Consider the following 25,102-nt stretch of genomic DNA (forward strand, 5'->3'; position numbering starts at 1 on the left):
TCGACTTCAGACGGGGCCGCGCCGCCTGATCCGGCGCACCTGGTCCGCATTGCCGGGACCAGCGCCTGAATTCCCATCGCCCGCCTCAGGCACCCAGCCGCATCCACGCCGTCGAGCGGGAACGCACCAGCAGCGTCGCCAAGCGGGCCAACAGGTAGCCGCCGTAGGCGAACCACAGCCAGACCACGCCCGCCTGCAGGTGGTTGACCAGCAGCGCCAGCGGAAGGTAGGCCAGCGTCGCCACCAGCCCGGCCCCGGCCAGGTAGCGGGCATCGCCGGCGCCGATCAGCACACCGTCGAGGACGAAGACCACGCCCGCGGCCGGGGTGATCACCGCCAGCACCACCAACAGCCGGGACAGCAGGTGCTGCACGTCGGTGTCGGCGGTGAAGACCGGCACCAGCAGCGGGCGCACCAGTACCAGCAGCAGCGCGAAGACCACCCCGCCACCGGCGCCCCACCAGCACAGCCTCGCCGTGATGGAGCGCACCCGGTCGGGGTCGCCGGCGCCCAGGCAGTGGCCCACCAGGGCCTGCGCGGCGATCGCCAGTGCGTCCAGCGCCAGGCACAGGAAGGCCCAGATCGAGTTGTTCACCTGGTGGGCAGCCAGGCCCACCTGCCCGGTTCGCGCGGCGACGGCGACGGTGGCGGCTAGGCTGACCTGCAGCCAGACGCTGCGCAGCACCAGCCAGACGCCGCCCTGGGCAGCCTCCAGGACGCCGTGCAGCCGGATGCCCATCGGGGTGCCGACGGCCCGGGCACCGCGCAGCACGACGGTGGCCAGTACCGCCGAACCGATCGCCTGGGCCAGCAGCGTGCCCAGGGCGGAACCGCGGATGCCCATGTCCAGCTGGTACATGAACAGGTAGTTGAGCCCGATGTTGGCCAAGTTCATCGTCACCGCCACCCGCAATGGGGTGCGGGTGTCCTTCAGCCCGCGCAGCACCCCGGTCGAGGCCAGCATCAGCAGCAGCATCGGCAGGCCCCAGCCGGCGATGCGCAGGTAGCTGACGGCTTGCGCGGTGACCTCCGGGCTCGCGCCGTACCACCCGACCACCGTCGGGGCCGCTCCTTGCAGGGCCAGGGCCAGCACCAGGCCGAGACCGAGGCCCAGTGCCATGCCGTCGATGCCACCGGCCAGCGCACGGGCATGGTCGCCCGCACCGATGCGCCGCGCCACCGAACTGGTGGTGCCATAGGCGAGGAAGACGCACAGGCCGTTGATGATGGCCAGCACGCTGGTGGCCAGGCCCAGGCCGGCCAGCTGGGTGGTGCCGAGGTGGCCCACCATGGCCGAGTCGGCCATCAGCAGCAGGGGTTCGCTCACCAGGGTGGCGAAGGCGGGGATGGCCAGGGCGGCGATCTCGCGCCCGATCCCCGGGGCGTTCCTGCGGTCGCGCTGCTCGACGGGGGTGCTCACCGGCCCCACTCTAGGACGGGCCGGCGGAGGCAGCGGCCGGGAATGTGGCGGCCGCCGCAGGTGTTGTCATGGTGAAAGGGTGAGTACATGAACATCGTTGCCATCAGCGCTGGACTGGGGGATCCGTCCAGCAGCCACATGCTTGCCGAGCGCCTCGCGACGGCGACCGGTGCCGACCAGGTGCGCCACGTCGAGCTGCGGCTGGTTGCGCACGAACTGGTCAATGCCCTGCTCACCAGGGTGCAGTCGCCGGCCCTGGCTGAGCTGGTGGAGGCGGTCGTCGACTCCGACGGCTTGGTGGTGGTCAGCCCCGTCTTCAACGCGCAGCACTCCGGACTGTTCAAGATGTTCTTCGACGTCCTGCACGAGGGTGCGCTGCTCGACAAGCCCGTCCTGCTCGCCGCCACGGGCGGCAGCTCGCGCCATTCGCTGGCCATCGACTCCACGATGCTGCCGCTGTTCTTCTACCTGAAGGCGGCTGTGGTGCCCACCAGCGTCTTCGCCGCCACTGAGGACTGGGGTCATTCCAGTTCGGGTCTGGACGATCGCATCGTGAAGGCCGCCCAGGAGCTGGCCGAGATGGTACGACTGCGCTCGGGTGACTCGCTGGCCGAGCGGGTCGACGACGACCGCCAGCCCGCCTCGCGGCTGGCTCCGGCCAAGAAGGCCAAGCGGGCCGACGCCGACGACTTCACGCTCAGCAAGAGCTTCCAGGAGATGTTCGACGCGATCTGAGGTCGCCGGGAGCGGGTCTTCGACGCGATGTGGGACTCACACCGGGCTCATGGGCGCCACACAGACGACGCACAGGCTTCGTCGCGAAGGTGGAGCCATGGACACGACGAGCAACCAGACCCCGGCCCCCACCACCCGCGCTGCCCAGGCCCGCACCGGGCAGAGCAACACCAGTCAGTCCCGCGCCGGCCTGCGCCGCACCCTGGCCGGCCTGCTGGCGGCCGGCACCATCGCCTTCGGTGGCCTCGGCACCCTCTCGCCCGCGGACGCCTCGGCCGCCGGCGTGCGCCAGCAGGCCGTCGTGGTGCAGACCTCCAGCCTCCCGGTGGCCTCGGCCACCACCGGCGCCGAGCCCAGGCGCGGCGGCGAGTGAGCGGGACCGCAGTCAGACCGGGCACCAGGTGAAATCTTCAGGAAGTTGGGGCGTCTGCGCACACCATCCCCACCGATTCCTGTGGCCACGGGAAATGCGGCCTTTTCCCCGGTCTGGGGCCAGTTGGTGGCGTCACCCCGCATCCAACCGCCCCGGCTACTGGCGATGATCTTGCAGACAAGGGAATCGTCTCTCCCGGGGCCATCTGTTGTCCATGACGGGCTCTTCCAGGAGCACGTCGACAGCCGTCATTATGACGGTGGGCTGGTTTGGGACATTTGTGCAACTGTCGCCGCATGGCACGCACCAGCACTGCCAGGAAGTCGCTGCCGACACGGTCGTCGGCCACACCTTCCGGCAGCCCCACCACCGACACCGGAGCACCAGAGGCCTCTGCACAGACGCCTCTGGCCCGGGCAGCAGCAACCCCCTTGGGCGCCCACTTGAGGCCACGCCGCAGTCCGCGCCTGGTCGCAGCCGGAGTGCTGCTCGCCAGTCTCGGCGGCCTGGGCGGGGCCATGGCCTACCAGCAGGCCTCGCACGCCAACCAGGTGCTGGTGACCACCCGCACCGTGCCCCGCGGCAGCGAACTGCGCCCGTCGGACCTGGCCGTGGTCACCATCGGTCAGGCACCCGGGGTGCACACCGTGCCCGCCGAGCAGCTCTCCAGCCTGGTCGGACGCCATGCGCTGGTGGACCTGCCCCAGGGCTCCCTGATAGGTGCCTCGTCGATCGGTGAGCTCGCGTTGCAGCCCGGACTCACCCAGCTCGGCCTCAAGCTCGCCCCCGGCCGCCTGCCCAACCAGGCCCTGCCGCAGGGAACTCCCGTCCAGCTGGTCGAAGTGACCTCCGACAAGGCCGAATCCACCTCACTGCTGGTCGATGCCCAGGTGGTGGTGGCCCCCAGCACCCTGCCCGACGGCAGCACCCGCGTGCTCGACGTCTCCGTCCCCGAGGCCCAGGCGCAGCGCTTGGCCGACCTCGCCGCCCGCGACCTGCTGGTCGTGGTGCGACGCCCCGGAGGCTGAGATGGCCGTCATCGTGCTCACCAGCGCCGCGGGATCCCCCGGCGTCACCACCAGCGCGCTGGGACTGGCCTTGCAGTGGCCGCGCGACGTGCTGCTGGTCGACGCCGACCGCGATCCCGCCCAGGCCCTCCAGTCCGGCTGGTTGCGGGGCGCCGACCTGGCCGGCCGGGGACTCGCCGCCCTGGCCGGTGCCCACCGTGAACACCGCTCCCTGTCTGAGGAGCTGTGGCTGCAGACCATCCCGCTGGACCAACAGCCTGACCAGCGCACCCCCGAGACGATGCTCGAGGCCGGCGACGAGGCCCGGCGACGACCCGAGCGACGTTTCCTTCCCGGCTTCACCCATCCCGGCGCGGTGAGCCTGTTCACCCCGGTCTGGCAAGGGCTCTGCGATGCCCTGCTGGCCCTCGACCAGGTGGGCACCGACGTGCTCGTCGACGCCGGACGGATCGGCCGCGATGGACTGCCCGAGTCGCTGGTGGCGGCTGCAGACCTGGCGCTGGTGACCTGCCGCAGCTCCCTGCCCTCACTGGCCGGGGTACGCCTGCACCTGCCGACCCTCCAGGCCCAGGCCGAGGGGGCGGCCACCCACGTCGAACTGCTGGTGGTCGGCCCCAACCGGCCCTATGCCAGTGCCGAGATCGGCACCCAGTTCGGCTGCCCCGGCCACAGCCTTGCCTGGGAGCCCCGCCACGCCGCAGTGCTCTCCGACGGGAGCCCACCGCCCCGCGGACTCGGCCAAGGAGCCTTGGCGCGCAGCCACCGCGCGCTGGCCTCCAGCCTCGCCGAGCAGAGCCGTCGTCGCTCCGAGGTGGTCGCCGGGACCCGCTCCAGCCAGGACTGGGGCAAGTGATGGCACGTCAGGATGTCGTCACCCCCGAGCTGGGGAAGGCACTGGCCGGGCTCGGCGCTCCCCGCCCGGTGAACCACCGGCCCCAGTGGTCCGTGCCCCGCCCCGCCGCCGCAGCCGAGGACGTCGTGCCCGGCCCGCAGGTGGACTGGGAGGTGGTGGTGCTGTTGCGCCGCCGCGCCTCAGAGCAGATCACCGACGCCAGCGAGCACTTCAGCAGCGACCGCGGCCACGCGATGGGCGCCGAGGACCGCCGCATGATGGGCCGATCGGTCATCCGCCAGGTGGTGCGCGGCCATGCCGAGGAGCTGGCCCGGCAGGGGCAGGCGCTGTGGCCGCTGGAGCTGGAACAGGCCTATGCCGCTGCCGTGGAGAATGCGATCTTCGGCTACGGCCGGCTGCAGCCGCTGTTCGAGATCCCCGATGCGGAGAACATCGAGATCCACGGCTGGGACGGTGTCGTCGTGCAGTACGGCGACGGCCGTCGCGAACCGCACCCGCCCGTCGCCAGCTCCGACGAGGAACTGGTGGAGGCGATCAGGTTCCTCGGCGAGTCGGCCAACCCGAGCCGTCCCTTCGACGACGCACACCCGATGATGACCCTGGCGCTGGGCAACCGCTTCCGCCTGCACGCGATCGCCTTCGGCCTGAGCTACCGGCCCAGCATCATCATCCGCCAGCACATCCTCACCTCGATCAGCCTGCGCCAGCTGGCCGAGGGCGGCATGATGCCGCTGGAGGTGGCCAAGCTGCTCCACGAGGCGATCCTGGCCCGCAAGTCGATCGTCGTCTCCGGGGACCAGGGCGCAGGAAAGACCACCTTGCTGCGTGCCCTGATCGACGCGATCCCTGCCACCGAACGCTTCGGCACCCTGGAGACCGACTACGAGCTGCTCACCCACCTGCAGCCGGGCCGCACGAACATGCTGGCCCTGCAGGCGCGCATCGGCATGGGGGAGCGGGGTGCCGATGGCAGCCGCACCGGAGAGTTCACCATCGGCGACCTGATCCCCGAGGCCCTGCGGCAGAACCTGTCGCGCCTGGTGGTGGGCGAGGTGCGTGGCGGAGAGGCCGCGGCCATGTTCGAAGCCATGCAGTCGGGCGCCGGTTCGCTGAGCACCACCCACTCCCACTCGGCGGCCTCCACCATGGACCGCCTCGCCTCGCGCGTCGCCCAGGGCGGCGTGCTGGGCATCGACGAGGCCTACCGGCAGATCGCGCACAACATCCACCTGCTGGTGCACGTGCGGCTGGTCGACGACACCTGGCGCGGCGGGACCCGCAGCCGCCACATCAGCGAGATCCGGCTGCTCACCGGCGCCATCGAGGGCGGACGGCCCGTCACCCACCTCGTCTACCGGGCCGGGACGGCCACCCGGCAACCGGTCTGGCACCTCGATCCACAGCTTGTGGACGAGCTGGTCGAGTTCGACGGCAGTTTCGAGGCCTCACGATGAACCAAGTGGTGGCCGGACTGTGTGCCGCGGCCGTCGTCGCGGGCCTGTTGCTGCTTGTGGACGGGATTCGACCCCGGCCACGAGAGTTTTCCACAGGTTCGTCCACAGATCTGTGGAGAAGTCTGGGTCAACGGTGGACGAAGCGCTCCCGAGCCTGGCGGATCCGTGCCGGACTGGCCGCCGCCGGCGCCCTCGTGCTCTTCCTCGTCACCGGCTGGCCCGTGATGTTGCTCGCCACCCCCGCGCTGGTGATGGGGCTGCCCGCCCTGCTCGCCGACCCGCCCAATCGCGACATCGAGGTGCTGGAGGCCCTCGACCGCTGGGTGCGCTCGCTGGTCTCGTCGCTGCCCACCGGCAAGTCCATCACCGACGCCATCCGCGCCACCGCACCCCAGGCGCCGGCCACCATCCGCACCCCGGTGCAGCTGGTGGTCGCCCGGCTGGAGGCGCGCTGGACCACCCGCGAGGCCCTGCTGGCCATGGCCGACGACCTCGACAGCCCCGACGCCGATGCCGTCATCGCCGCCCTGGTGCTGGCCGCCCAGCGCGGCGGGCAGGGCGCCACCGCCACCCTGTCGGGCCTGGCCGATTCCATCCAGGCAAGGCTTCGCGCCCTGCGCGAGATCGAATCGGAACGCTCCAAGCCGCGCATCGTGGTGCGCCAGGTGACCGTGATCAGCATCGTCGCGCTGTCCGTGGCGGTGGTGGCCAGCCCCGGCTTCTTCGCCCCCTACGGCAGCCCGATCGGGCAGCTGATGGTCTGCCTGCTGCTGGCCGGCTATGTCGGCTCGCTGATGGCGATGCGTCGGGTGACCCGTCCGCGCCAGCGCGAACGCATCCTGCGCCGCCCGGGCCTCGCGGAGGTGGGCCATGCCTGACCTGACGATTGCCGTGGTCGCCCTGTGCGGCTGCCTGCTGGCCGGTGGCCTCTTCCTGGTGGCGCTGGGGCTGCGCGGACGCCCACCCCGGCTCGACGACGCCCTGGCATCTCTTGCCGGGCAGCAGTCCGCCGAGACCGTGGAGCGGGTCGAGGTCACCGATGAGGAGCTGCTGCCGCGGCTCGGCGCCTGGGCCTTCACGCGGCTGCGGCTTCCCTTGTCGGCTCGCAGCCGGCAACTGCTGGCCTTGCGGGGACGCTCCATCGGGGACTTCGTCGCCGAGAAGCTGTTGCTGGTGCTGCTCGGGCTGGCCACGCCGCTGCTGGCCACCGCCGCCCTGCAGGGCATGGGGCAGCTGGTGCGTCCCGTGCCGCTGGTCGCTTCGATCGCGTGCGCGGTGGTGGGCTGGGTCTGGCCCGACGTCGCCCTGCGCCGCTCCGACGAGGGGGTGCGTGCCGATGCCGGCGAGGCGCTCTACACCTACTTCGACCTGGTGACGCTGGAGCGGCTGGCCAATGCCTCGGCCAGCCAGGCGATGCTGCAGGCCGCGAGCCTGTCCGACTCGGTGCTGTTCACGCGCCTGCGCACCGCCCTGGAGCGTTCCCGGCTGGAACAGCGCCCGCCGTGGCAGGAGCTGCACCGGCTCTCCCAGGAGCTCTCGCTGCCGCAGATTGCCGACATCGCCGACGTGATGCGCCTCGACGAGCAGGGTGCCGCGCTCACCCCGGCCCTGCGGGCGCGCGTCGCCGAGCTGCGCGATGCCCACCTGGGCAGGGAGAAGCTCGCCGCCCAGCAGGTCTCGGAACGGATGACGGTCTGGATGGTCATCCCGTCGATGATCTTCGGCCTGGCCTTCCTGACCCCGCCGATCCTCACGCTGCTGAGGCTCGGATGAGTTCTCCACAGCTGTCCACAGATTTCCCGTCAGTTGTCCACAGACCTGTGGACAACTGACAGCCCATCGCCACACTCCTGTTGAAAGGAAACCTGACATGAATCGCAAGAACGTGAACCTCGACCTCCTGGTCGGCCTCGTCGTCTGCCTGCTCCACCCCATCGAGCCGCCCGGCGCCGGTGGGCGACGTGACGAGCGCGGCTTGTCCCAGTCCACCGAGAACGCGGTCCTGCTGGCCGGCGCGGTCGCCATCGCGATCATCGTCGTCACCGCCGTGAAGGCCTATGTCACCAAGAACATGCCCAAGTAGGACCCGATGAAGCCCCGCCTGCCCGCCCCGCCAGTGCCCCGCACCGAGCGCGGCATGTCCGAGTCGATCCAGTGGGCCGTGCTGCTGCCGGTCCTGCTGCTCAGCGTGCTCGGCATCATCCAGGCCGGCATCGTCCTGCACGCCCGCACCGCCGCCCACCATGCCGCACTGGCCGGGGCGGAGGCCCAGTCGCTGGCCGGGCAGGGCAGTGGCGTCGCAGAGCGGGTGGCCCGCGAGGTCGCGGGCCAGTCAGGCCTGCTCGACGTGCAGGTGCGGGTCGGCGGGGCCGGTGAGGTGACCGTCGACGTGGAGGGTCGCGTGGACGGCTTCTTCCCGATCGGCCCGCGCACCGTTCAGGCCCACGCCGAGATGCCCAGGGAGGCGCCATGAGCCGTATCAACAGGGCTCCGGCGGAGCCTCGCTGCGACGAGCGCGGCTCGGTGGCCCTCGAACTGGTGCTGGTGGTACCCGTGCTCGTGCTGGTGCTGTGCGTGCTCACGGCCGGCTGGCGGCTGTGGACGGCCCGCACCCAGGTGCAGCAGGCCGCCTCGGCCGCCGCCCGCGCCGCGACCTTGGAACGAGAAGCCGGCGCCGCCCGGGCACGGGCTGTGCAGGTGGCCCAGGCCAGCCTCCAGGTACCCGGGCTGCAGTGCGGGGACCAGCGGATCGACATCAACCTGTCCGGCTTCTCCACAGCCCCCGGCGCTGAGGCCGACGTGGCCGTGATGGTCTCCTGTCGGATTCCGCTCGCCGACCTGCTGGTTCCCGGACTGCCCGGCTCCTGGCAGGTGCAGGCCGACCAGTCCCACCGACTCGACACCTTCAGGGAGAGACGACCATGACGCGCGTGCTGAGGGGCCTGGGCTCGCTGGTGACCCTCGTGCTGCTGGTGGCCGGTGCCCCGCTCCTGCTGTTGCGGACCGGACGGCTGGGAGGCATCACCGGCCTCGACTGGGACGCGCTGGTGCGGGTGCCCGACACCGGCGCCTTCCTGCTGGCCGTCATCACCTTGGTCGGATGGGTGGCCTGGGCGGTGGTCCTCGCCTCGGTGCTGGCCGAGCTGGCACGACTGGTGAGCCGGGGACGGGTGCGCATCCGGATTCCTGGCGCCGGCTGGGCTCAGTCCGTGGTCGCCGTGTTGGTGGCGGCCGTGGCGGCCATGGTGGTGCCACCTGTCTCGGCAGCGGCGCAACAGGCGGAGCGTCCGGCGCCCATCACCGCCAGCGCGCACCCGCACGCGCCTGCCAGTCCGTTCGCGCGTCCCGAGGCTCCCGTGCCGAGCGCGGCTCCGGATGGCTCCGTCCCGAACCGCACGGCGCAGACCCCTGCTCCTGAGACTCCACCCGGGCCGCAGCTGCGCACCCACCGCGTGGTGGCCGGTGACGACCTGTGGAGCATCGCGGAAGAGCACTACGGCGACGGCACCCGCTGGCGCCAGATCGCTGCCGAGAACCAGATCAGCGACGTCACCCGTCTGGAGGTCGGGGCCGAGCTGCGCCTGCCGGGTCTTGCCGTGGCGAAGCCGGGAACCGACAAGACGGAACCGGCAGGCCCACGGGAGCACGTCGTCGCCCCCGGCGAGAGCCTCAGCCAGATCGCCGCCGACGAGCTGGGCGACCGGGAGCGCTGGCCCGAGATCCAGCAGCTGAACGAGTCCGCGGTCACCGATCCGGACGTGGTGCAGCCCGGATGGCGGCTGACCCTGCCCGACGCGCCCTGCCGCGACCGGCAGCCCCCGGACCCCACCGAGCAGGCCGGGGATCGCGCGGGGGCCGCGGCCTCACAGCCGACGAGCTCGCAACCGACCAGCCAGCAGAGCCGGCCCAGCCAGTCCGATGGGTCCAGTCGACCCAGTCAGCCCGACGGGTCCAGTCGACCCAGTCAGTCGGGCGAGCCCAGCCGATCCTCGGAGCCCTCCCAATCCCCTGGGGCTGTGCAGGGCCCGACCCGACCTGCCCAGCCGTCCCGGGCGAGCCTCGCCCCGACGCAGGCTCCCGAGCTGGAGGCGACCTCGCAGACCCTCGACGTGCTGGGGGACCCGAGCCGGGCCGTGCTCGGGGGCATGGGGGTGCTGCTGGCCGCAGCCATCAGTTCCGCCCTGGTGGCGCGACGACGCGAACAGCTCGGCGGGCGGGGCCTTGGCCGCCGGATCACGTTGCCGGACCGTGAGGGCCTGAGGCTGGAGTCGGCGATGGCCAGGGCAGCCTCGACGGTGCAGGAGGCTCCGGTGGAGGCCTGCCCGACCTCGGTGCTGCTCGGCGAGACTGACAATGGCGAACCCGTACTGTACGACCTGGAGGCCGTCCGCAGCACCGCCGTCCTGGGTGATCCTGAGGGGGTCGCCGGTCTGCTGGCGGCCACCACCACCGGTTTGGCCCTGCAGCCCTGGTCGGCCGAGAGCCGGCTGGTACTCGTTGGTGAACTGCCCTGGATGTCGCTGTTGGACCATCCGCAGCTCACCCACCTGCCCGATGCGGAGCAGGGCCTCACCCACTTGGAGCGCAGCCTGGCGGCCCGGCGGGTCGCGCTGGGGCGGGCCCGGTTCGAGGTCGAGGCGCGGGACGGGAATGTCGACCTGGAGCGCCTGCGCCAGGACCCCGACCGGTGGGAGGCCTGGGCGCCTCAGGTGCACGTCTTCGCCGAGGCGCTGGACGAGCAACAGTGGCGCCGCATCACCGCCGGTCTCGACGGCGCCGCCGTGGGGATCAGTGTGCTGGCCGCCGCCCGGACGGTGCCGCGCTGCGGGGAGATCATCGAGGTCACCGCGCAGCCGTCCGGAGAAGAGCCCGCCCCCGACCAGGGCGTCCATGACCAGGGCACACCGGGCGAGGACGCGCAGGACGAGGTGCCCGCCACCCCGCCGGTCGCACGCCTGTGCTCCACCGGCGAGACCTTCACCGCCCACCAGCTGCAGACGCGCGTGCGACGAGCCCTGGTCGGGCTTCTGCAGGCCAGCAGCGGCGACGAGGACCTCCCAGCCCCATGGTGGGCCGACGACCTACCCCCCACCATCACGCCCATCGACCAGCACAGCGCTGTCCACGAGCTCGACGAGGAGACCCCTGTGGCACCCACCGGTGAAGACCACCCGATCCTCAAGCTGCTCGGCCCGATCGAGTTGGATGGCGCGCAAGGACCGGAACCGACCCGGGCTCGTCGCCAGTGCATCGAGTACGCCGCGTGGATCCACTGCAATCCCTGCGGCACGGCGACGATGATGGCCCGCCAGCTACTGGTGGCCGAGGGCACCCGCCGCTCCAACATGAGCCGACTGCGCACCTGGCTGGGTACCGACGCCAACGGCGAGCCCTACCTGCCCGATGCCTACTCCGGACGCATCCAGCTGCACCCTGGCGTCAGCACCGACTGGGAACGGGTGCAGCTGCTGGTGGGCCGCGGGGTGAACCACACCGACACCGGCACCCTCACCGAGGTGCTGCGGATGGTCCGCGGCGCCCCGCTGGCCGATGCGGCGCCGGGGCAGTGGCACTGGGCCGAGGAGCTGCGCTGCGACATGGCCTCGGTGGTGCGCGACGTCGGTGTCGTGCTGGCGGAGCGGGCCCTGCAGGCCGGCGACGTCGACCTGGCCCGGTGGGCCGCCAGCCGCGCCCTGGTCGTCGCCCCCAGTGACGAGATGCTGCTGCGCGCCCGGATCCGCACCGAGCACCGGGCCGGCAACCGCCTGGAGGTGGAGCGACTGGTGATGCAGGCCACCCGTGCAGCCCGCGCCCAAGGGGTTGACCTCGACGACCAGACGGTCATGCTCGTGCAGGAGGTGATGGAAGGACGCCAGCGCGCGCGAGGTGCGTGACTGGTGCCCTGCGCAGTCCGGCAGCAGTCCAGCAGCAGCGCGGACAGGGGCGCGGCCGAGGCTGTGGCCACGGTGGCCAACTGCGCCGCCGAGGCTGTGGCCACGGTGGCCAACAGCGCGACCAGGGGTGTGGTTGACGGCGTGGCCGGCTCAGAGGTTCGCCGCCACCGTCTGGGCCAGCAACTGCTGGCCATCGGCGCCCAGGTGGATGCCGTCGTCGGCGAAGATCCCTCCCTGCCCGGGAGCAGTTGCGCCGTCACCCAACTCGTCCACCGGCACGAAGACGGCACCCGCCCCGTCGCACGCCCGGCGGCTGGCCCGGTCCAGGGCAGCGGCATCGGCGCGCAGCAGCCCGGACAGAGGCCAGCGCACCGACTGCGCGTCGGCCACCGGGGGGACACCGAGCACCACCAGGCGTCGCCCGTCGCGGCGCAGCAGGCACAGCGTCGCCGTCAGCTCCTCGCCCCACTGGCGCACGTCCCGGCGGGAGAGCAGGTCGTTGAAGCCCACCGCCAGCACCACCACCTGAGCCGAGGGTGCCACCAGCTGCACCAGACGGCCATGCACGTCGGCGATGTCGGCGTCGTCCTCGGCCACCACCTGCCACAGCACCTCGCACCGCTCCCGGTCAGCCAGCAGCTGCCCGAGCAGGCCGGGCAGTGCCTGGGCAGCACTCCCCAGACCGGCGCCGGCGGCTGTCCGGTCGCCCAGCAGCACCAGGTGCAGCCGCTCCAGGGAGCCCGCCGGCGCCCCCGCGTCCCGCACGGTGGGCCGGCACACCCCGTGCCGGTCGGCGGGAGAGGAGGTCAGGCCGGTCAGCGACTCGCGGCCCTGCCGCACGGCCACCGGGCGCAGCATCGACAGCAACGGGTTCATGCCCGAAATCCTAGGCATCGGGAACAGTCCGCGGGAGAATGGCGCCGTACGGAGAGTAGAAAGTTCAACGAAGGAGAGTCATGAAGATCGCCATCATCGTCGGCAGCACCCGCGACAACCGCGTCGGACGTGGCATCGCCGACTGGGTCGCCGCCCGCGCCGAGACCCGCACCGACGCCACCTTCGAGCTGGTCGACCTGGCCGACGTCAACCTTCCGATGCTCTCGAGCGCCGTCCCTCCGGCCGGCCTCAACAAGCAGTACACCGAGCCCGAGGTGCAGGCCTGGAGCCAGAAGATCGACGAGTTCGACGGCTTCGTCTTCGTCACCCCCGAGTACAACCACGGCGTGCCCGCCGCCATGAAGAACTCGGTGGACGTCATCGGGCCGGAGTGGATGAAGAAGGCCATCGCCTTCGTCGGCTACGGGGCATCCGGCGGCGTGCGCTCCGTCGAGAACTGGCGCACCATCGTCGCCAACTTCAACATGTACGACATCCGCAATGCCCTGGAGATCAACATCTTCACCGAGATCGGCGAGGACGGCTTCGAGCCGAGCGAGCGCCGCGTCGCCGAGATCGCCGACCTCTTCGACACCCTGGTGCCCGCCGCGAAGGCCATGGCCACCCTGCGCTGAGGCGCAACCCTCGACGAGTACACGACCGGCGTCGAGGCGTGCTCCTCACACCCCGGTGCCGCGTTTCACGTGAAGCATCCTCAGCACAAGCGCCGCGCGGCGCTCCCGGCCTGGGCGCCGTAGCCGCCACCGAAGAGCACCGCATGCACCAGCAGGGGATGCAGCTGGTGCAGGGCCGTGCGCTCGCGCCAGCCGTCACCGGCACCCCAGGCCTCGGCCCACGCGTCGCCGAGGCGTCGAAGGTGCGGGGCGCCGAAGAGGTCAAGCATCGCCAGGTCGGTCTCGGCGTGCCCGCCATGGGCTGCCGGGTCGATCAGCACGGCGCCGTCCCGGGTGAACTGCAGGTTGCCCGCCCACAGGTCGCCGTGGATGCGGGCGGCGGGACGGTCGTCGTCGAAGTCACCGTCGACCAGGCGCGCGCAGGCCCTTTCCACGGCATCGAGCGAGGCAGCGTCGAGCGAGCCGGCGTCGAAGGCTCGGCGCGCGAAGGGCAGCACCCGGAAGTTCGCATAGAACTCGCCCCAGCGCGGCATCGGGGCCGACGGCATCGGCAGCAGCGCGTCGCCGATGAAGCCATCGCCCTGCCACCCCGTGGGGGCCGCGCCGAACCCGGGCGCGCCGAACAGGTGGGTGCGGGCCAGTGCCCGCCCGAAGTCCTCTGCGGCCTCGACGGTCGCCAAGCCGGGCACCAGTTCCGGTTCGCTGAGGTGGTGCTCGTCGAAGTCCAGCACCTCGACCACCGCGGCGCCGCCCTCCGCCGTCGCCTCAGCGAGCCAGCCGAGCCCAGCCGCCTCCCAGGCGAACAGGCCCCGGGGCGCCCCGGCGCGACGCTTGGTGAAGATCGGTTCCCCAGCCATGGTCAGCGGAGTCCGCGGATGCGATCCTTCAGGCTCTTGGCCTGGGGCTTGGACTCGTCGACCCGCTCATCGAGCTCGATCCAGCGGGAATCACAACCGGGGCAGCGATAGACGGGAGCGCCCTCGACCTTCTCGCCGGTCTTGAGGATGCCGCAGCCGTCCTCGCAGGGATGGGTTTCGATGAAGCGTGCTGGCATGGTCCAATCCTGCCCGACCGGTCAATGCCTGCCGCCCTCAGTCCTCGATGGCGCGTCAGTCCTCGATCGCGCGTCAGTCCTCGATGGCGCGTCGCGGCCTCGCCACAGATCCGGGCTCCGGCGGGGCGGCATGCTCGGGCTGGACGGGCATGGCCGGGTCAGCTGCCACCGTTGACGCGCTGGTCCCGGCCGTCCCGGCAGCTCCAGCAGCCCCAGTAGTCTGCTCGGACGCGGCCGTCGCGGGCTCTCCCGGCCCGAACCGTCGCGGCCACCAGAAGCGGTCGCCCAGCAGCAGAGCCAGCGAGGGCACCAGCACCGTGCGCACCACCAGGGTGTCGAGCAGCACGCCGATGAAGATCACCACGCCCAGCTGCGCCAGCACCACCAGCGGCAGCACGCCAAGCACGGCGAAGACCGCAGCGAGCAGGATTCCGGCGCTGGTGATGACGCCACCGGTGGCGGTCAGCGCCCGCAGCATGCCCTTGCGGCTGCCGAAGGTCTTGGCCTCCTCGCTGGCGCGGGTCACCAGGAAGATGTTGTAGTCCACGCCCAGCGCCACCAGGAAGACGAAGGCATAGAGCGGCACCGAACCGTCCATCCGCTCGAAGCCCAGCAGGCCGAAGACCCACCAGGACAGGCCCAGCGCCGAGACATAGGTGAGCAGCACGGTGCCCACCAGCACCACGGGCGCCACCAGCGAGCGCAGCAGCAGCACCAGGGCCGCGAAGACCAGGCCCAGCACGACCGGGAAGATCACCAGGCGGTCGCGGGCATTGCCGTCCGCCTTGTCGATGCGCTGCGCCTCGGTGCCGCCCACATGGGTCCCGGACAGGTCGCCCACGGCCTCGCGGATGGCGAGCACGGCATCGCTCGACTGCTGGCTGCCGGGGGTCGCGTCGACGATCGCCTGCAGCTCCAGCACGCCGGCGCCCTGCGCGGTGGGATTGACCTGGCTGACGCCCTCGACGCCCTTCACGGCGGCGACGACCTTCTGCACCTGCTCGGGCTGGGTGGTGATGACCACCGGGTTGGCGGCGCCGGCCGGGTAGGACTCGGCCAGGCGTTCGGCGGCGGCGATCGCCTCGGGTTTCTTGAGGAACTGGTCGGCGTCGCTGAGCCCGGTCGAGATCTGCGTCAGGCCGATGGCGCCCAGCGCCAGCAGCAGGGTGGAGCAGACGGCCACCGCGCCCGGCCGTCGCTCGACGAAGCGGCCCACGCGGGACCACACGGAGGTCTGGCTCTCGGCCAGCGAGGCCTCGCCCACCGTCGGGGTGCGGGGCCAGAAGATGCCCCGCGGGAAGGCCACCAGCGCGCCGGGCAGCGCCACCAGCACGAAGAAGGCGGCCACCAGCACGCCCACGGCGCAGGCGACGCCCAGGCCGCGAGTGCTGGGGAAGACCGACAGCACCAGGGTCATCAGGCCGACGAAGACCGTCGACGAACTGGCCAGGACGGGCTCGACGGTGCGTCGGGCCGCCACCCGCATGGCCTCGTGCCGGTCCTCGTGGCGGCGCAGCTCGTCGCGGTAGCGCGAGATCAGCAGCAGGGCGTAGTCGGTGCCGGCGCCGAAGACCAGCACCGACAGGATGCCGGTGGTCGACTCGTCCCAGGCCAGACCCGCCAGCGACAGCACGTGGGTGGCCAGCACGGCCGCGAACCGGTCGGCGATGCCCACCACCATCAGTGGGACGATCCACAGCACCGGCGAGCGGTAGGTGAAGACCAGCAGGATCGCCACCACCAGCGCGGTGGAGCCGAGCAGCTTCACATTGGCCCCGTCGAAGACGGCTCCGAGGTCGGTCTGGATGGCGGCCGGGCCCGTCACCTGCGAACTGACTCCGGCAGGCAGGCCCTTGGCTGCCTCGGCCCGCAGGGCGGTGACCTGGTCGTCGTACTCGCTGGCACCGACACCCTTGACGGTGACCGGCACCATGACGGCGGTGCCGTCCTGGCTGGGGATCACCGGCGGACGCTCCTGCCCCGTGATCTGGGCGGCCTTCTGCGCCAGGGCTGCCATGGCGGCACGGTCGAGCCGGCCTTCGGTGGTGAACAGCACGATCGCGGTGCTGGAGTTCTTGTCCGGCAGCTTCTGCTGCGCCTCGGCGACGAGGGCCGACTCCCGCCCGGCGGGCAGCTGGTCGAGGCTGGACCGCTCATGGGCGGCCTCGCCGAGACCCACCATCGCCCCGACCGCAGCCAGCAGCAGCGCCAGCGTCAGCAGGGGCCAGGCCCAGGGGCGTCGCCGGGCGCTCCCAGCAGTGGCAGGGGTGGTGGGGGAAGTGCTCACGGTGTCGCCTTCGTCGGTGCTGTCGATGGGAGGGGTCGGGGTCAATCTAGCGGGAGGCACTGATGGCCCGGGCAGGCACGCCAGCAGCGGGCGTGCCACCATGGCCGAGTGTTCCTGACCCTCTTCACGTGCCTGGTGCTCGGGGTGGCCTGTGTCGTGCTGGCCATCCTGTGGCTTCGGGCCCGTCGCGAGCTGGCGGCATCCGAAGCCACCCGCGAACGGCTGGCCGAGCTGGTGGAGGCGCGCGTCGAACGCCCGAACCTGTTCGGCCACGAGGTCCGCACGCCCCTGGCCCTGGTGCACGGCGCGGCAGAGCTGTTGGCCGAGCAGAGCCCCGGCCCCCTCAACGAGCGGCAACGGGAGTTCGTCGAGACGATCGCCACCAATTCGCGGCAGGTGATCGCCATGGCAGAGGACCTGCTCGTCGAGGCGCAGCTGCAGGAGGACATCTTCGAGCCACGCCTGCAGGAGCTCGAACTGCGAGGGCTGGTGCGCGCCACGGTGCGCGAGGTACGACGGGTGACCAGTGCCACCCTCGTCCTGGTCGATGCCGGGGCGCCCATCGTGGTGCGTGCAGACCCGGACCTGCTGCGCCAGGCCCTGTGGAATCTGGTGAACAATGCCGTGCGACATGCCGGCGACCAGGAGACGGTGACCGTCGAGGTGCAGACCAGTGGAAACGAGGCGGTGCTGCAGGTGACCGACCAGGGCCGCGGGATGGACTGGCAGGAGCGGGAGCGGCTCTTCGAGCCCTATGCCGTAGGTGCCTCGCGCCGCCCCGGAACCGGACTGGGGATGATGGTGACGCGACGGATCATCGAGCGCCACGGGGGACGCATCCTGGTGGACACCCAACCGGGGCATGGCACATCAATGCTGCTGGTGCTTCCAGTGCTCGATGGGGACGAGGAGGACGGCAATGAGTGGTGAGGCTGGGCGCGTGCTGGTGGTCGACGACGAGACGCAGATGCTCGGCATCGTCGCCTTCGCCCTCGAGACGCAGGGTTTCGAGGCAGTGCAGGCCCGCAGCGCCGAGGAGGCCTGGCGGCGGTTCTGCCAGGAGCACTTCGACCTGGTGGTCCTGGACGTGACCCTCCCTGGAGCCAGCGGGGTGCAGCTGTGCGAGCGTCTGCGGGTCGATTCCCAGGTTCCCGTGATCCTGCTGACGGCACGGGCTGCGGAGTCAGATCGCATCGCCGGACTGCTCGCAGGCGCCGATGACTACGTCACCAAGCCGTTTTCTCCTCGGGAGCTGGCCCTGCGCGCGCAGGCGATCGTGCGCCGGACGCGTGCAGTCACGCCCGCCGACCAACTGGTGACCAATGGTCCGTTGGAGATCGACCCGGTCCGTCGCCGTGCCCGGCTCGACGGTCGAATCCTGCAGCTCAGCGACGTGGAAGGGCGGCTGTTGTTGGCCCTGGCACGACACGTCGGCCACGTGGTCACCTGGTCGGAGCTGCTCAACGAGGTTTGGGGCACAGGGGAGCACACCGGCGGCCGCGACATGATCAAGACCACCGTGTACCGCCTGCGCCAGCACCTGGGGGACGGGGAGTGGATCACCTCGGTCCGCGGCAGTGGCTACCTGATGCCGGTCGTGGAGGACACCCGCCCGGACCCGTCATGACGCCAGGCCGTGCCCGGCGCGGGTGGCTGCTGCGGCTCGTCACAACTTGGACCGTCCTGCTGGTCGTGGCATCGGTCCTTGTCCAGAGCGCCCGGCGGGAGCGTTCACTGAGCGTGCTCTGCAGTTCCGTCGAGGAGGCGTGCGAGCAGTGGACGCGCACCTTCACCGAACACACCGGTGTCGAGGTGGTGATGGTGCGGATGAGCTCCGGGGAGGCGCTGACACAGGTGCTCCGCGCCGACGGCGAGTTCGACGTCTGGCATGGCGGCCCTTCCGATCTCTACGAAGTGGCCCGTGCCCACGGCCAGCTGGTTGCCCACCGCAGCCCGCAGGCCGCCTTCGTCCCCGCCCGCTTCAAGGCCCGCGACGGCAGTTGGACCGGGGTCTACCGAGGCATGCTGGGTTTCTGCTCGAACCGTCGGGTCCTGGACCAGCTGGGAGTGCCCCCGCCCCGTCGCTGGGAGGACCTGCTCGACAAGCGGCTGGCCGGTGCCGTCTCAATGCCAGACCCCCGCACCTCGGGGACTGGATGGACGATGCTGTGGACATTGCGGCAGCACACAGGCAGTGACGAGGCGACAATGCAGTGGCTGGATCGGCTGCAACCCAATGTCCTGCAGTACACCAGCTCGGGCGTGGCCCCGAGTGGCATCGTTGCGCGCGGCGAGGCGGCCGTGGGCGTCACCTTCACCCAGCACTGCGTGCGGGCCCAGGACCGCGGGGCGCAGCAGCTGCTGGTGGGCCACCCGCAGGGAGCCACCGGCGCCGAGACCGGAGCCGTCGCGATCCTGCGCTCGGGCAGCAATGACGCGCTGGCCCGCAGCTATGTCGACTTCTCCATCAGCCCCGCCTCCCAGGCCCCCGCGGGTGACCTGGCGGTGCAGCAGCTGCCGACCCGCTCCGACGTCCCCACCGATCCCCGCCTGCAGCTTCCTGCCGGGACCGTCGAGCTGGCACCGCCGGACCGGACGGCCTCCCGCCGCCAAGAGCTGGTGCAGGCCTTCGACCGCGAGGTGCACCCGTGACAGCCAGGCGCGTGGCCTCCCGCGCACCGGTGGCCTGGGCTGCGCTGTCCATCGGCCTGGTGGCCCTGGCCCTGCTGCCGCCCCTGCAGCGGGCCGGCGCCGGACGTGGTGCGGCGCTGTCGACGCTCTCGGCCCAGGCCCCGGTGCTGGGCAACACGGTGCTGTTGGGCCTGGGCCAAGCAGCGGCGGTCGCGGTGCTGGCAGGCGTCCTGGCGCTGGCCCAGTCCCACGACTTCCGAGGCCGCCGGTTGCAGCACCTGCTGCTGGTGGCACCCCTGCTGCTGCCGCCCTGGGCGATGGCCCTGGCGCTGGTGGTGCTCTTTGGACGGGCTGGTCTGCTGCCCGATCCTGCCGGTCGCAGCATCTACGGGGCAGATGGGCTGTTGCTGGCCGGGAGCCTGCAGATGCTGCCGCTTGGATACCTCGGGATGCTCGTAGGGCGTCGCGGCGTTGACCAGCGAGCCATCGACCAGGCCCGCGTGCTCGGAGTGCCGGGGCCGGTGGCCAGGCGGCGGTTCGCGTGGCCACGGCTGGCAGAGGCGACGGTTGCGGTGGGCGTGATGGTCTTTGTGGAGGCCATCACCGACCTGGCCAACCCGCTCGTGCTGGGCGGCGGCTTCGAGGTGCTCGCCTCACGTGTCCATCTGGCCGTGGCGACCGAGTACGACTTGGCAGGCGCTGCCGCACTGGCCGTCGGGCTGGCCCTGCCGACTCTGCTGCTCTCGGTTCCGGCCCTGCGTTCCTCGGTACGGGCCAGTCACCTGCACGTGCTGCGCTCGCCGGCGCCGGCCCAGCGAACCAGGCCGGAAGGGACTGTCTGGCTCGCGGTCGCCGTCGCCTGGGTCGTCGCCGGGGTGAACACGGCCCTGCTGGCCACCGTGGTGCTCGGATCCCTTGGCCTGGGCTCGGGCGACAGTCCCGGCATCCAGTACCTGGGGGCGGCCGTCCAAGGTCGGGGACGTGAGGCCTTGGGCCACAGCCTCGCCCTGGCCCTGCTGGTGCTGCCCCCACTGGCGGTCACGGCGGTGGGCCTGGCCCTGGTGGCGCGACGCTCCGGAGCCTGTGGCCAAGTGGTGCGCGCCAGCCTGTGGCTGCTCGGAACACTCCCCGGCGTGCTGGTGGGGGTTTCCCTCCTACTGGTGGTGAACCAGGTCGGGAGCGGTCGGGCCGCTTCCCAGGCCTTCGGGTGGATGACGGCCGTCGCGATCGGCCTGGTACACCTGCTGCGGACGCTACCCAGTGCGGTGGAACAGCTGCTGGCGGTGTTGGACCAGCAACCCCGTGGTGTCGAAGAGACGGCCCGGCTGCTCGAGCCGCGGCGCGGGCGGCGCTTCGTCGCACACCGGTGGCCGCTGCTGGCCCCGGTGATGGGGCAGGTTCTGGTCACCAGCTTCCTGCGCACCCTGACGGCAGTCAGCTCGGTGGTCTTCCTCACCAATTCACACGTCGCCCTCAGCAGCGTGCGGGCACTGTCGCAGATCGACGTCGGCCACGTGGCAGGCTCGTGCGCGACCGCGGTCTGGCTCTCGGCCCTGGGGCTGTTGGTGGTCGCGGCGTGCCGCCCGGTACGACCGACCGGCGAGTGACCAGGAGGGGAGGCAGCATGCTGCGTGCGCAGGGCCTCGGTCTGCACATCGGCGGCCAGGCCGTGCTCGAAGACGTGACGCTGAGCGTCGACGAGGGCCGCTCCCTGGCAGTCGTCGGAGCCTCGGGCAGTGGCAAGACGACCTTGCTGCGTGTCCTTGCGGGACTCGAGACCAGCCATGCGGGGCGGGTCTGGGTGGCCGGGCGTGAGGTGACGGGGCTGGAGCCGCACGAGCGGGGCATGGCCATGCTCAGCCAGGAGGCCGACCTGTTCGACGACCTCAACGTGCGCCAGAACATCGCCTTCGGCCTGGCCGCCACCGGACTGCCGCGCTCCCAGTGGGAGGAGCGTGTGGAGGTGATGGTGCTGCGCCTCGGACTGGTGGGCCTTGAACATCGCTGGCCACACCAGCTTTCGGGGGGCCAACGGCGACGGGTCGGGCTGGCGCGGGCCTTGGTGGTGCAGCCGAAGGTCCTGCTGCTCGACGAGCCGCTGGTGGGTCTGGACGACGCGATGCGCCTGCAGTTCGCGATCCTGCTGCGCCAGCAGCAGCGACGCTTCGGCACCACCGTCGTGCATGTCACGCACGACCAGCAGGAGGCCCTCTCGTCGGGCGACCGGCTGGCGGTGATGCAGCACGGCCGCGTGGTGCAGCAGGGCAGCGCGCAGGAGGTGCACGCTCGGCCCAGCACCACACAGGTGGCCGCCTTCCTGGGGCAGACCACCTTCCTCGACGTGCAGGTGCTGGAGGTGGCGGCCGGGCAGGACCACACTGGGGGTGCCCGGGCCAGGGTCAGGGTGCTTGGCCAGGAGCTCGAGGTGGCCGCCCATCCCGACCTCGCGGAGCACCCGATCGGGCTGTCGAATCCTGGCCGGCAGCGGGCCTGTCTGATGGTGCGGCCGCACGCCGTCCAGGTGGAGGCACTCGCCGGGCCGGACACTGGGGGATGGCGCACCGTCGATGTCTACGACGAGGTGGGTCTGGTGCAACTGGAACTGTTCTGCGGTGACCACCTGCTACATGTGGTCGAGACAGAGCGCGGCAACCTGCAGGTGCGCTCGCCGTTGGGTCTCTCACTGCTGCCCGGGACGACGGTCCGGGTCCGCCTGCTGCCCAAGCACTGTTGGCTGCTGCCGGGAGCGGGCAGCTGAGGGCGGGGCCGGAGCAGTCCAGGTGGAGGCTCCGCGCAGGGGTTTGGTGACAGGCGCGCAGGGGGTTGGTGACAGGACTGTCACCAATTGTCACCGAAAGAGGCAGCATCTGGGGTCTGGGGCATTCGACGATGGGTGGGCAATGGTGCACCCTCGTGCACCCCCCCTCCATCGGGAGCACGTCATGTCACACACCGCCACCCAGGGGCAGCGCAGCTGGCTGTCCTCACCGCCGCCCGCGCCGCGACTTCCCGCAGACGAGCAGGCCGCCCAGTACCCCAGCTGGCGCCTGCGCGTCTTCCTGGGCATCTTCCTCGGCTACGCGGGCTTCTACCTGATCCGCAACAACATTCCCCTGGTCGCCACCGTGCTGATGGACCAGGGCAAGCTCGACAAGGTCGACATCGGCCTGATCGCCAATGCCGCCCTGATCGCCTACGGGTTGAGCAAGTTCTTCATGGCGACGCTCTCCGACCGGTCCAATGCGCGCTACTTCCTGCCGCTCGGCCTGGCGTTGTCGGCCCTGGTGAACCTGGCCGTCGCCTTCGTCCCCGCGATCTCCGCCTCCGTGGCGGTCTTCAGCTTGGTGATGTTCGTCAACGGCTGGTTCCAGGGCATGGGCTGGCCGCCCTGCGGCCGAGTGCTCGTGCACTGGTTCAGCACCAATGAGCGCGGCTGGAAGACGGCCATCTGGAACTGCGCCCACAACGTGGGCGGCATGGCCGTGGGTGCGCTGGCGGCCTGGGGCCTTGCCCTGTCGGGTGGGGCCTGGCAGGCCGCCTTCTGGCTGCCGGCCATCTTCGCCCTGATGGTGGCCGCCATCGCCTTCGTGCTGATCCGCGACACCCCCGAGTCGATCGGCCGGGCGCCGATCGAGGAGTTCCGTGACGACCCGGCCAAGGTGGAGGCCTCCGACGTCTCCACCGAGCAGCTCGGCTACTGGCAGACCATCGTCAAGCACGTCCTGCTGCGCCCGACGATGATCTACCTGGCCCTGGCCAATGTCTTCGTCTACGCCCTGCGCTACGGCGTGCTGAGCTGGACCCCCACCTACCTCAAGGAGGTCCACCAGGTCTCGGTGACCAAGGGCATCGCGGGCTTCAGCCTGTTCGAGCTGGCCGGCATCTTCGGCACCCTGGCCTGTGGCCTGATCTCCGACCGCGTCTTCAAGGGAAACCGGACCAAGACCGGCATCACCTTCCTGCTGGGCGTGGGAATCTTCCTGGTGGCCTACTGGCTGAGCCCGGTCGGCACGCCCTACTGGCTGCTGATGGTCTACCTGTTCTTCATCGGCGCCTTCATCTACGGCCCGGTCATGCTGATCGGCCTGCAGGCCCTCGACATGTCGGCCAAGAACGTCGCCGGAACCGCGGCCGGCTTCACCGGCCTGTTCGGCTACGTGATCGGCGCGACGATGGCCTCCACCGGTGTCGGCTGGGTGGTCCACCACTACGGGTGGAGCACCACCTTCGCCGTACTCACCGGCTGTGTCATCGCCGCAACGGTGCTGATCGCCCTCGTCGGCCCCGAGGAGAAGCGACTCATGGAGCACCACGCCAGCCGCCGCTGAGCTGCCAGTGGCACTGCCGTCGTCCAGCATCACCTGGGCGACGGCAGTGCCATGTCCGGACCCACCCGGGGTTGGACTCAGACCTGCTGCGCGCGCAGGTAGCGCCCGAAGTGGGGGACGGTGAAGGCCACCTTGCCGCGCTCGGTGGCGTAGATGAGCCCCTTCTTCATCAGGGCGTCGCGGGCGGGGGACAGGCTCTGCGGCTTGCGGCCCAGGAGGTCCGCGACGGCGGCGGTGGGCACCTGGCTGGCATCGTCACCGGGATGCTCGTCGTCGCCGGAGGCGGCCTCGGCCATGGCGCGCAGGTAGTCGCGTTCGGCGGGGGTGGCGCGTTCGAAGCGGGAGCCGAAGAAGCCGACGGCGAGCTCGGCCTCGGCCTCGGGGGTGGCGACCCGGACGTCGTCGGCGGTGATCGGGCTGGCCGGGGCGAGGTCCCAGACGACCTTGCCGTAGGCCTGGATGAAATAGGGGTAGCCGCCGGTGAGCTCGTACATGGCGTCGAGGGCCTCGGCCTCGAAGGCTGCCTCCTCGTCCTCGGCGGGCAGGGTGAGCGCCAGGTCGGCGGCCTGGCGGTCGAGCCGGTCGATGCGGTTGTAGCGGAAGAGGCGTTCGGAATAGCTCTTGGAGGCGCTCAGCACCGCGGGCAGGTGGGGCAGACCGGCGCCGACGATCACCAGCGGCAGGCGCTGCTGGCTGATCTCGTGGACGGCGGCGCACAGCGCCGAGAGGTCGTCGGGGCGCAGGTCCTGCATCTCGTCGATGGAGACGGCCACGCCCACCCCCTGGTCTGCGGCGAGCCCGCCGATGTCGGTGAACAACTCCACCAGGTCGATCTCGATGTCACCGGAGTCGGCGCGGCCCTTGGCGGCGGGCACGGTGATCCCGGGATTCCAGCGCTCGCTGATCTTGGCGCCGGGCTTGGCCTCGCGCTCGACGAAGGCGCGGATGGTGCCCAGCACGGCATCGGCGTCGGGATGTGCGAGTTCCCGCACCGCCATGTGCAGGGCGGCGGCCAGCGGGCGCCTGATCGGCTGGTCGGGGCGCGCCTCGAACTTGCCGGTGCCCCACTTGGCCCGCACCGCCTGACCACGCAGGGCATTGAGCAGGACGGTCTTGCCGACGCCGCGCAGTCCGGTGAGCACGATGGAGCGTTCCGGGCGTCCCCGGGCAATGCGTTCCAGTACGACGTCGAAGGCGCGTAGTTGCTCGTCGCGGCCGGCGAGCTCGGGCGGGCGCTGGCCTGCCCCGGGGGCGTAGGGATTGCGGACGGGATCCATGGATCAGACTTTATGCGGGTCTCTACGAAATATTCGAGAGTTGTCCAGGTTGTGCGATCGCTGGTCCGCCGCTCGACGCCCTTCAGCCACTGGGGCCTCTACTCGGGCCCGACGGCGACAGGCCCCGAACAGATGTATTGCACGCCGGAGCAGGTGTGCCCTGGCTTGAGGGGATCTCGGCGCCCCGCCGGCTGACCTGCGGAGATGATCGTCCATTCTGCCGTAGTATTCCAAATTCGTTAGATTCGGTGAGACTC

General features: G+C 71.2%; 24 protein-coding genes. 18 read left to right on the forward strand and 6 right to left on the reverse strand.

Features of this window, described 5'->3' with window-relative positions; all coding sequences use genetic code 11:
* Nucleotides 1-85 precede the first annotated feature (85 nt).
* The gene (locus ACHFFZ_RS12385) at nt 86-1,420 is read right to left on the reverse strand and encodes an MATE family efflux transporter (protein WP_394276911.1); all 1,335 of its coding nucleotides are present in this window, start codon (nt 1,418-1,420) and stop codon (nt 86-88) included.
* Between the two features lie 87 nt (nt 1,421-1,507).
* Between ACHFFZ_RS12385 and ACHFFZ_RS12390 the strand changes: the two genes are divergently transcribed.
* The 11 genes from ACHFFZ_RS12390 to ACHFFZ_RS12440 all read left to right on the forward strand — a co-directional run bounded on the left by ACHFFZ_RS12390 (nt 1,508) and on the right by ACHFFZ_RS12440 (nt 11,757).
* Nucleotides 1,508-2,155 (forward strand): CE1759 family FMN reductase, encoded by a 648-nt coding sequence (locus ACHFFZ_RS12390; RefSeq protein ID WP_394276912.1) that lies wholly within the window; start codon nt 1,508-1,510, stop codon nt 2,153-2,155.
* Between the two features lie 97 nt (nt 2,156-2,252).
* Nucleotides 2,253-2,528 (forward strand): hypothetical protein, encoded by a 276-nt coding sequence (locus ACHFFZ_RS12395; RefSeq protein WP_394276913.1) that lies wholly within the window; start codon nt 2,253-2,255, stop codon nt 2,526-2,528.
* 296 nt (nt 2,529-2,824) lie between these two features.
* Nucleotides 2,825-3,556, forward strand: a complete 732-nt coding sequence (locus ACHFFZ_RS12400; protein ID WP_394276914.1) for an SAF domain-containing protein — start codon at nt 2,825-2,827, stop codon at nt 3,554-3,556.
* 1 nt (nt 3,557) lies between these two features.
* Nucleotides 3,558-4,409, forward strand: coding sequence for a hypothetical protein (locus tag ACHFFZ_RS12405; protein WP_394276915.1), 852 nt, complete (start codon nt 3,558-3,560; stop codon nt 4,407-4,409).
* Nucleotides 4,409-5,863, forward strand: a complete 1,455-nt coding sequence (locus ACHFFZ_RS12410) for a CpaF family protein (RefSeq protein ID WP_394276916.1) — start codon at nt 4,409-4,411, stop codon at nt 5,861-5,863. The genes ACHFFZ_RS12405 and ACHFFZ_RS12410 overlap by 1 nt, the downstream gene beginning before the upstream one ends.
* Nucleotides 5,860-6,741 (forward strand): type II secretion system F family protein, encoded by an 882-nt coding sequence (locus tag ACHFFZ_RS12415; RefSeq protein ID WP_394276917.1) that lies wholly within the window; start codon nt 5,860-5,862, stop codon nt 6,739-6,741. The genes ACHFFZ_RS12410 and ACHFFZ_RS12415 overlap by 4 nt, the downstream gene beginning before the upstream one ends.
* A complete protein-coding gene (locus ACHFFZ_RS12420) occupies nt 6,734-7,636 on the forward strand; it encodes a hypothetical protein (RefSeq protein ID WP_394276918.1) in 903 nt (300 codons plus the stop codon). The genes ACHFFZ_RS12415 and ACHFFZ_RS12420 overlap by 8 nt, the downstream gene beginning before the upstream one ends.
* A gap of 97 nt (nt 7,637-7,733) precedes the next feature.
* On the forward strand, nt 7,734-7,946 hold the full coding sequence (locus tag ACHFFZ_RS12425) for a hypothetical protein (RefSeq protein WP_394276919.1): 213 nt from the start codon (nt 7,734-7,736) through the stop codon (nt 7,944-7,946).
* 6 nt (nt 7,947-7,952) lie between these two features.
* A complete protein-coding gene (locus ACHFFZ_RS12430) occupies nt 7,953-8,336 on the forward strand; it encodes a TadE/TadG family type IV pilus assembly protein (protein WP_394276920.1) in 384 nt (127 codons plus the stop codon).
* Nucleotides 8,333-8,788 (forward strand): TadE/TadG family type IV pilus assembly protein, encoded by a 456-nt coding sequence (locus ACHFFZ_RS12435; RefSeq protein WP_394276921.1) that lies wholly within the window; start codon nt 8,333-8,335, stop codon nt 8,786-8,788. The genes ACHFFZ_RS12430 and ACHFFZ_RS12435 overlap by 4 nt, the downstream gene beginning before the upstream one ends.
* Nucleotides 8,785-11,757, forward strand: coding sequence for a LysM peptidoglycan-binding domain-containing protein (locus ACHFFZ_RS12440; RefSeq protein ID WP_394276922.1), 2,973 nt, complete (start codon nt 8,785-8,787; stop codon nt 11,755-11,757). Before ACHFFZ_RS12435 ends, ACHFFZ_RS12440 begins: the two co-directional genes overlap by 4 nt.
* 150 nt (nt 11,758-11,907) lie before the next feature.
* Here the strand turns inward: ACHFFZ_RS12440 and ACHFFZ_RS12445 are convergent, their stop codons facing one another.
* The gene (locus ACHFFZ_RS12445) at nt 11,908-12,633 is read right to left on the reverse strand and encodes a GDSL-type esterase/lipase family protein (protein WP_394276923.1); all 726 of its coding nucleotides are present in this window, start codon (nt 12,631-12,633) and stop codon (nt 11,908-11,910) included.
* A gap of 80 nt (nt 12,634-12,713) precedes the next feature.
* On the opposite strand from ACHFFZ_RS12445, the gene ACHFFZ_RS12450 reads away from it, so the two are divergent.
* Nucleotides 12,714-13,268, forward strand: coding sequence for an NADPH-dependent FMN reductase (locus tag ACHFFZ_RS12450; protein ID WP_394276924.1), 555 nt, complete (start codon nt 12,714-12,716; stop codon nt 13,266-13,268).
* An 80-nt stretch (nt 13,269-13,348) separates the two neighbouring features.
* On the opposite strand, the gene ACHFFZ_RS12455 is transcribed toward ACHFFZ_RS12450, so the two are convergent.
* The 3 genes from ACHFFZ_RS12455 to ACHFFZ_RS12465 all read right to left on the reverse strand — a co-directional run bounded on the left by ACHFFZ_RS12455 (nt 13,349) and on the right by ACHFFZ_RS12465 (nt 16,609).
* Nucleotides 13,349-14,125 carry a fructosamine kinase family protein gene (locus ACHFFZ_RS12455; protein WP_394276925.1) on the reverse strand — a complete coding sequence of 259 codons (777 nt, stop codon included), beginning with the start codon at nt 14,123-14,125 and terminating at the stop codon, nt 13,349-13,351.
* A 2-nt stretch (nt 14,126-14,127) separates the two neighbouring features.
* Nucleotides 14,128-14,322 carry a hypothetical protein gene (locus tag ACHFFZ_RS12460; protein WP_394276926.1) on the reverse strand — a complete coding sequence of 65 codons (195 nt, stop codon included), beginning with the start codon at nt 14,320-14,322 and terminating at the stop codon, nt 14,128-14,130.
* Nucleotides 14,323-14,395: 73 nt separating this feature from the next.
* Entirely contained in the window at nt 14,396-16,609 is a 2,214-nt protein-coding gene (locus ACHFFZ_RS12465; RefSeq protein WP_394276927.1) for an MMPL family transporter, read from the reverse strand.
* A 108-nt stretch (nt 16,610-16,717) separates the two neighbouring features.
* Here ACHFFZ_RS12465 and ACHFFZ_RS12470 point away from each other — a divergent pair, with 108 nt between their 5' ends.
* From ACHFFZ_RS12470 to ACHFFZ_RS12495, 6 genes are all read left to right on the forward strand, one after another.
* The gene (locus ACHFFZ_RS12470) at nt 16,718-17,539 is read left to right on the forward strand and encodes a sensor histidine kinase (protein WP_394276928.1); all 822 of its coding nucleotides are present in this window, start codon (nt 16,718-16,720) and stop codon (nt 17,537-17,539) included.
* Nucleotides 17,529-18,236, forward strand: coding sequence for a response regulator transcription factor (locus ACHFFZ_RS12475; protein ID WP_394276929.1), 708 nt, complete (start codon nt 17,529-17,531; stop codon nt 18,234-18,236). The genes ACHFFZ_RS12470 and ACHFFZ_RS12475 overlap by 11 nt, the downstream gene beginning before the upstream one ends.
* Before the next feature lie 65 nt (nt 18,237-18,301).
* Nucleotides 18,302-19,261: an extracellular solute-binding protein gene (locus ACHFFZ_RS12480; RefSeq protein ID WP_394276930.1), complete on the forward strand. Its 960-nt coding sequence runs from the start codon at nt 18,302-18,304 to the stop codon at nt 19,259-19,261.
* Nucleotides 19,258-20,847: an ABC transporter permease subunit gene (locus ACHFFZ_RS12485; protein ID WP_394276931.1), complete on the forward strand. Its 1,590-nt coding sequence runs from the start codon at nt 19,258-19,260 to the stop codon at nt 20,845-20,847. Before ACHFFZ_RS12480 ends, ACHFFZ_RS12485 begins: the two co-directional genes overlap by 4 nt.
* A gap of 17 nt (nt 20,848-20,864) precedes the next feature.
* On the forward strand, nt 20,865-21,998 hold the full coding sequence (locus ACHFFZ_RS12490; protein WP_394276932.1) for an ABC transporter ATP-binding protein: 1,134 nt from the start codon (nt 20,865-20,867) through the stop codon (nt 21,996-21,998).
* A 184-nt stretch (nt 21,999-22,182) separates the two neighbouring features.
* The gene (locus ACHFFZ_RS12495) at nt 22,183-23,568 is read left to right on the forward strand and encodes an MFS transporter (RefSeq protein WP_394276933.1); all 1,386 of its coding nucleotides are present in this window, start codon (nt 22,183-22,185) and stop codon (nt 23,566-23,568) included.
* A 77-nt stretch (nt 23,569-23,645) separates the two neighbouring features.
* Here the strand turns inward: ACHFFZ_RS12495 and ACHFFZ_RS12500 are convergent, their stop codons facing one another.
* Nucleotides 23,646-24,845 carry an AAA family ATPase gene (locus tag ACHFFZ_RS12500; protein WP_394276934.1) on the reverse strand — a complete coding sequence of 400 codons (1,200 nt, stop codon included), beginning with the start codon at nt 24,843-24,845 and terminating at the stop codon, nt 23,646-23,648.
* Nucleotides 24,846-25,102 lie beyond the last annotated feature (257 nt).

The organism is Luteococcus sp., assembly GCF_043424415.1.
In the GTDB taxonomy this organism is placed as follows: domain Bacteria; phylum Actinomycetota; class Actinomycetes; order Propionibacteriales; family Propionibacteriaceae; genus Luteococcus.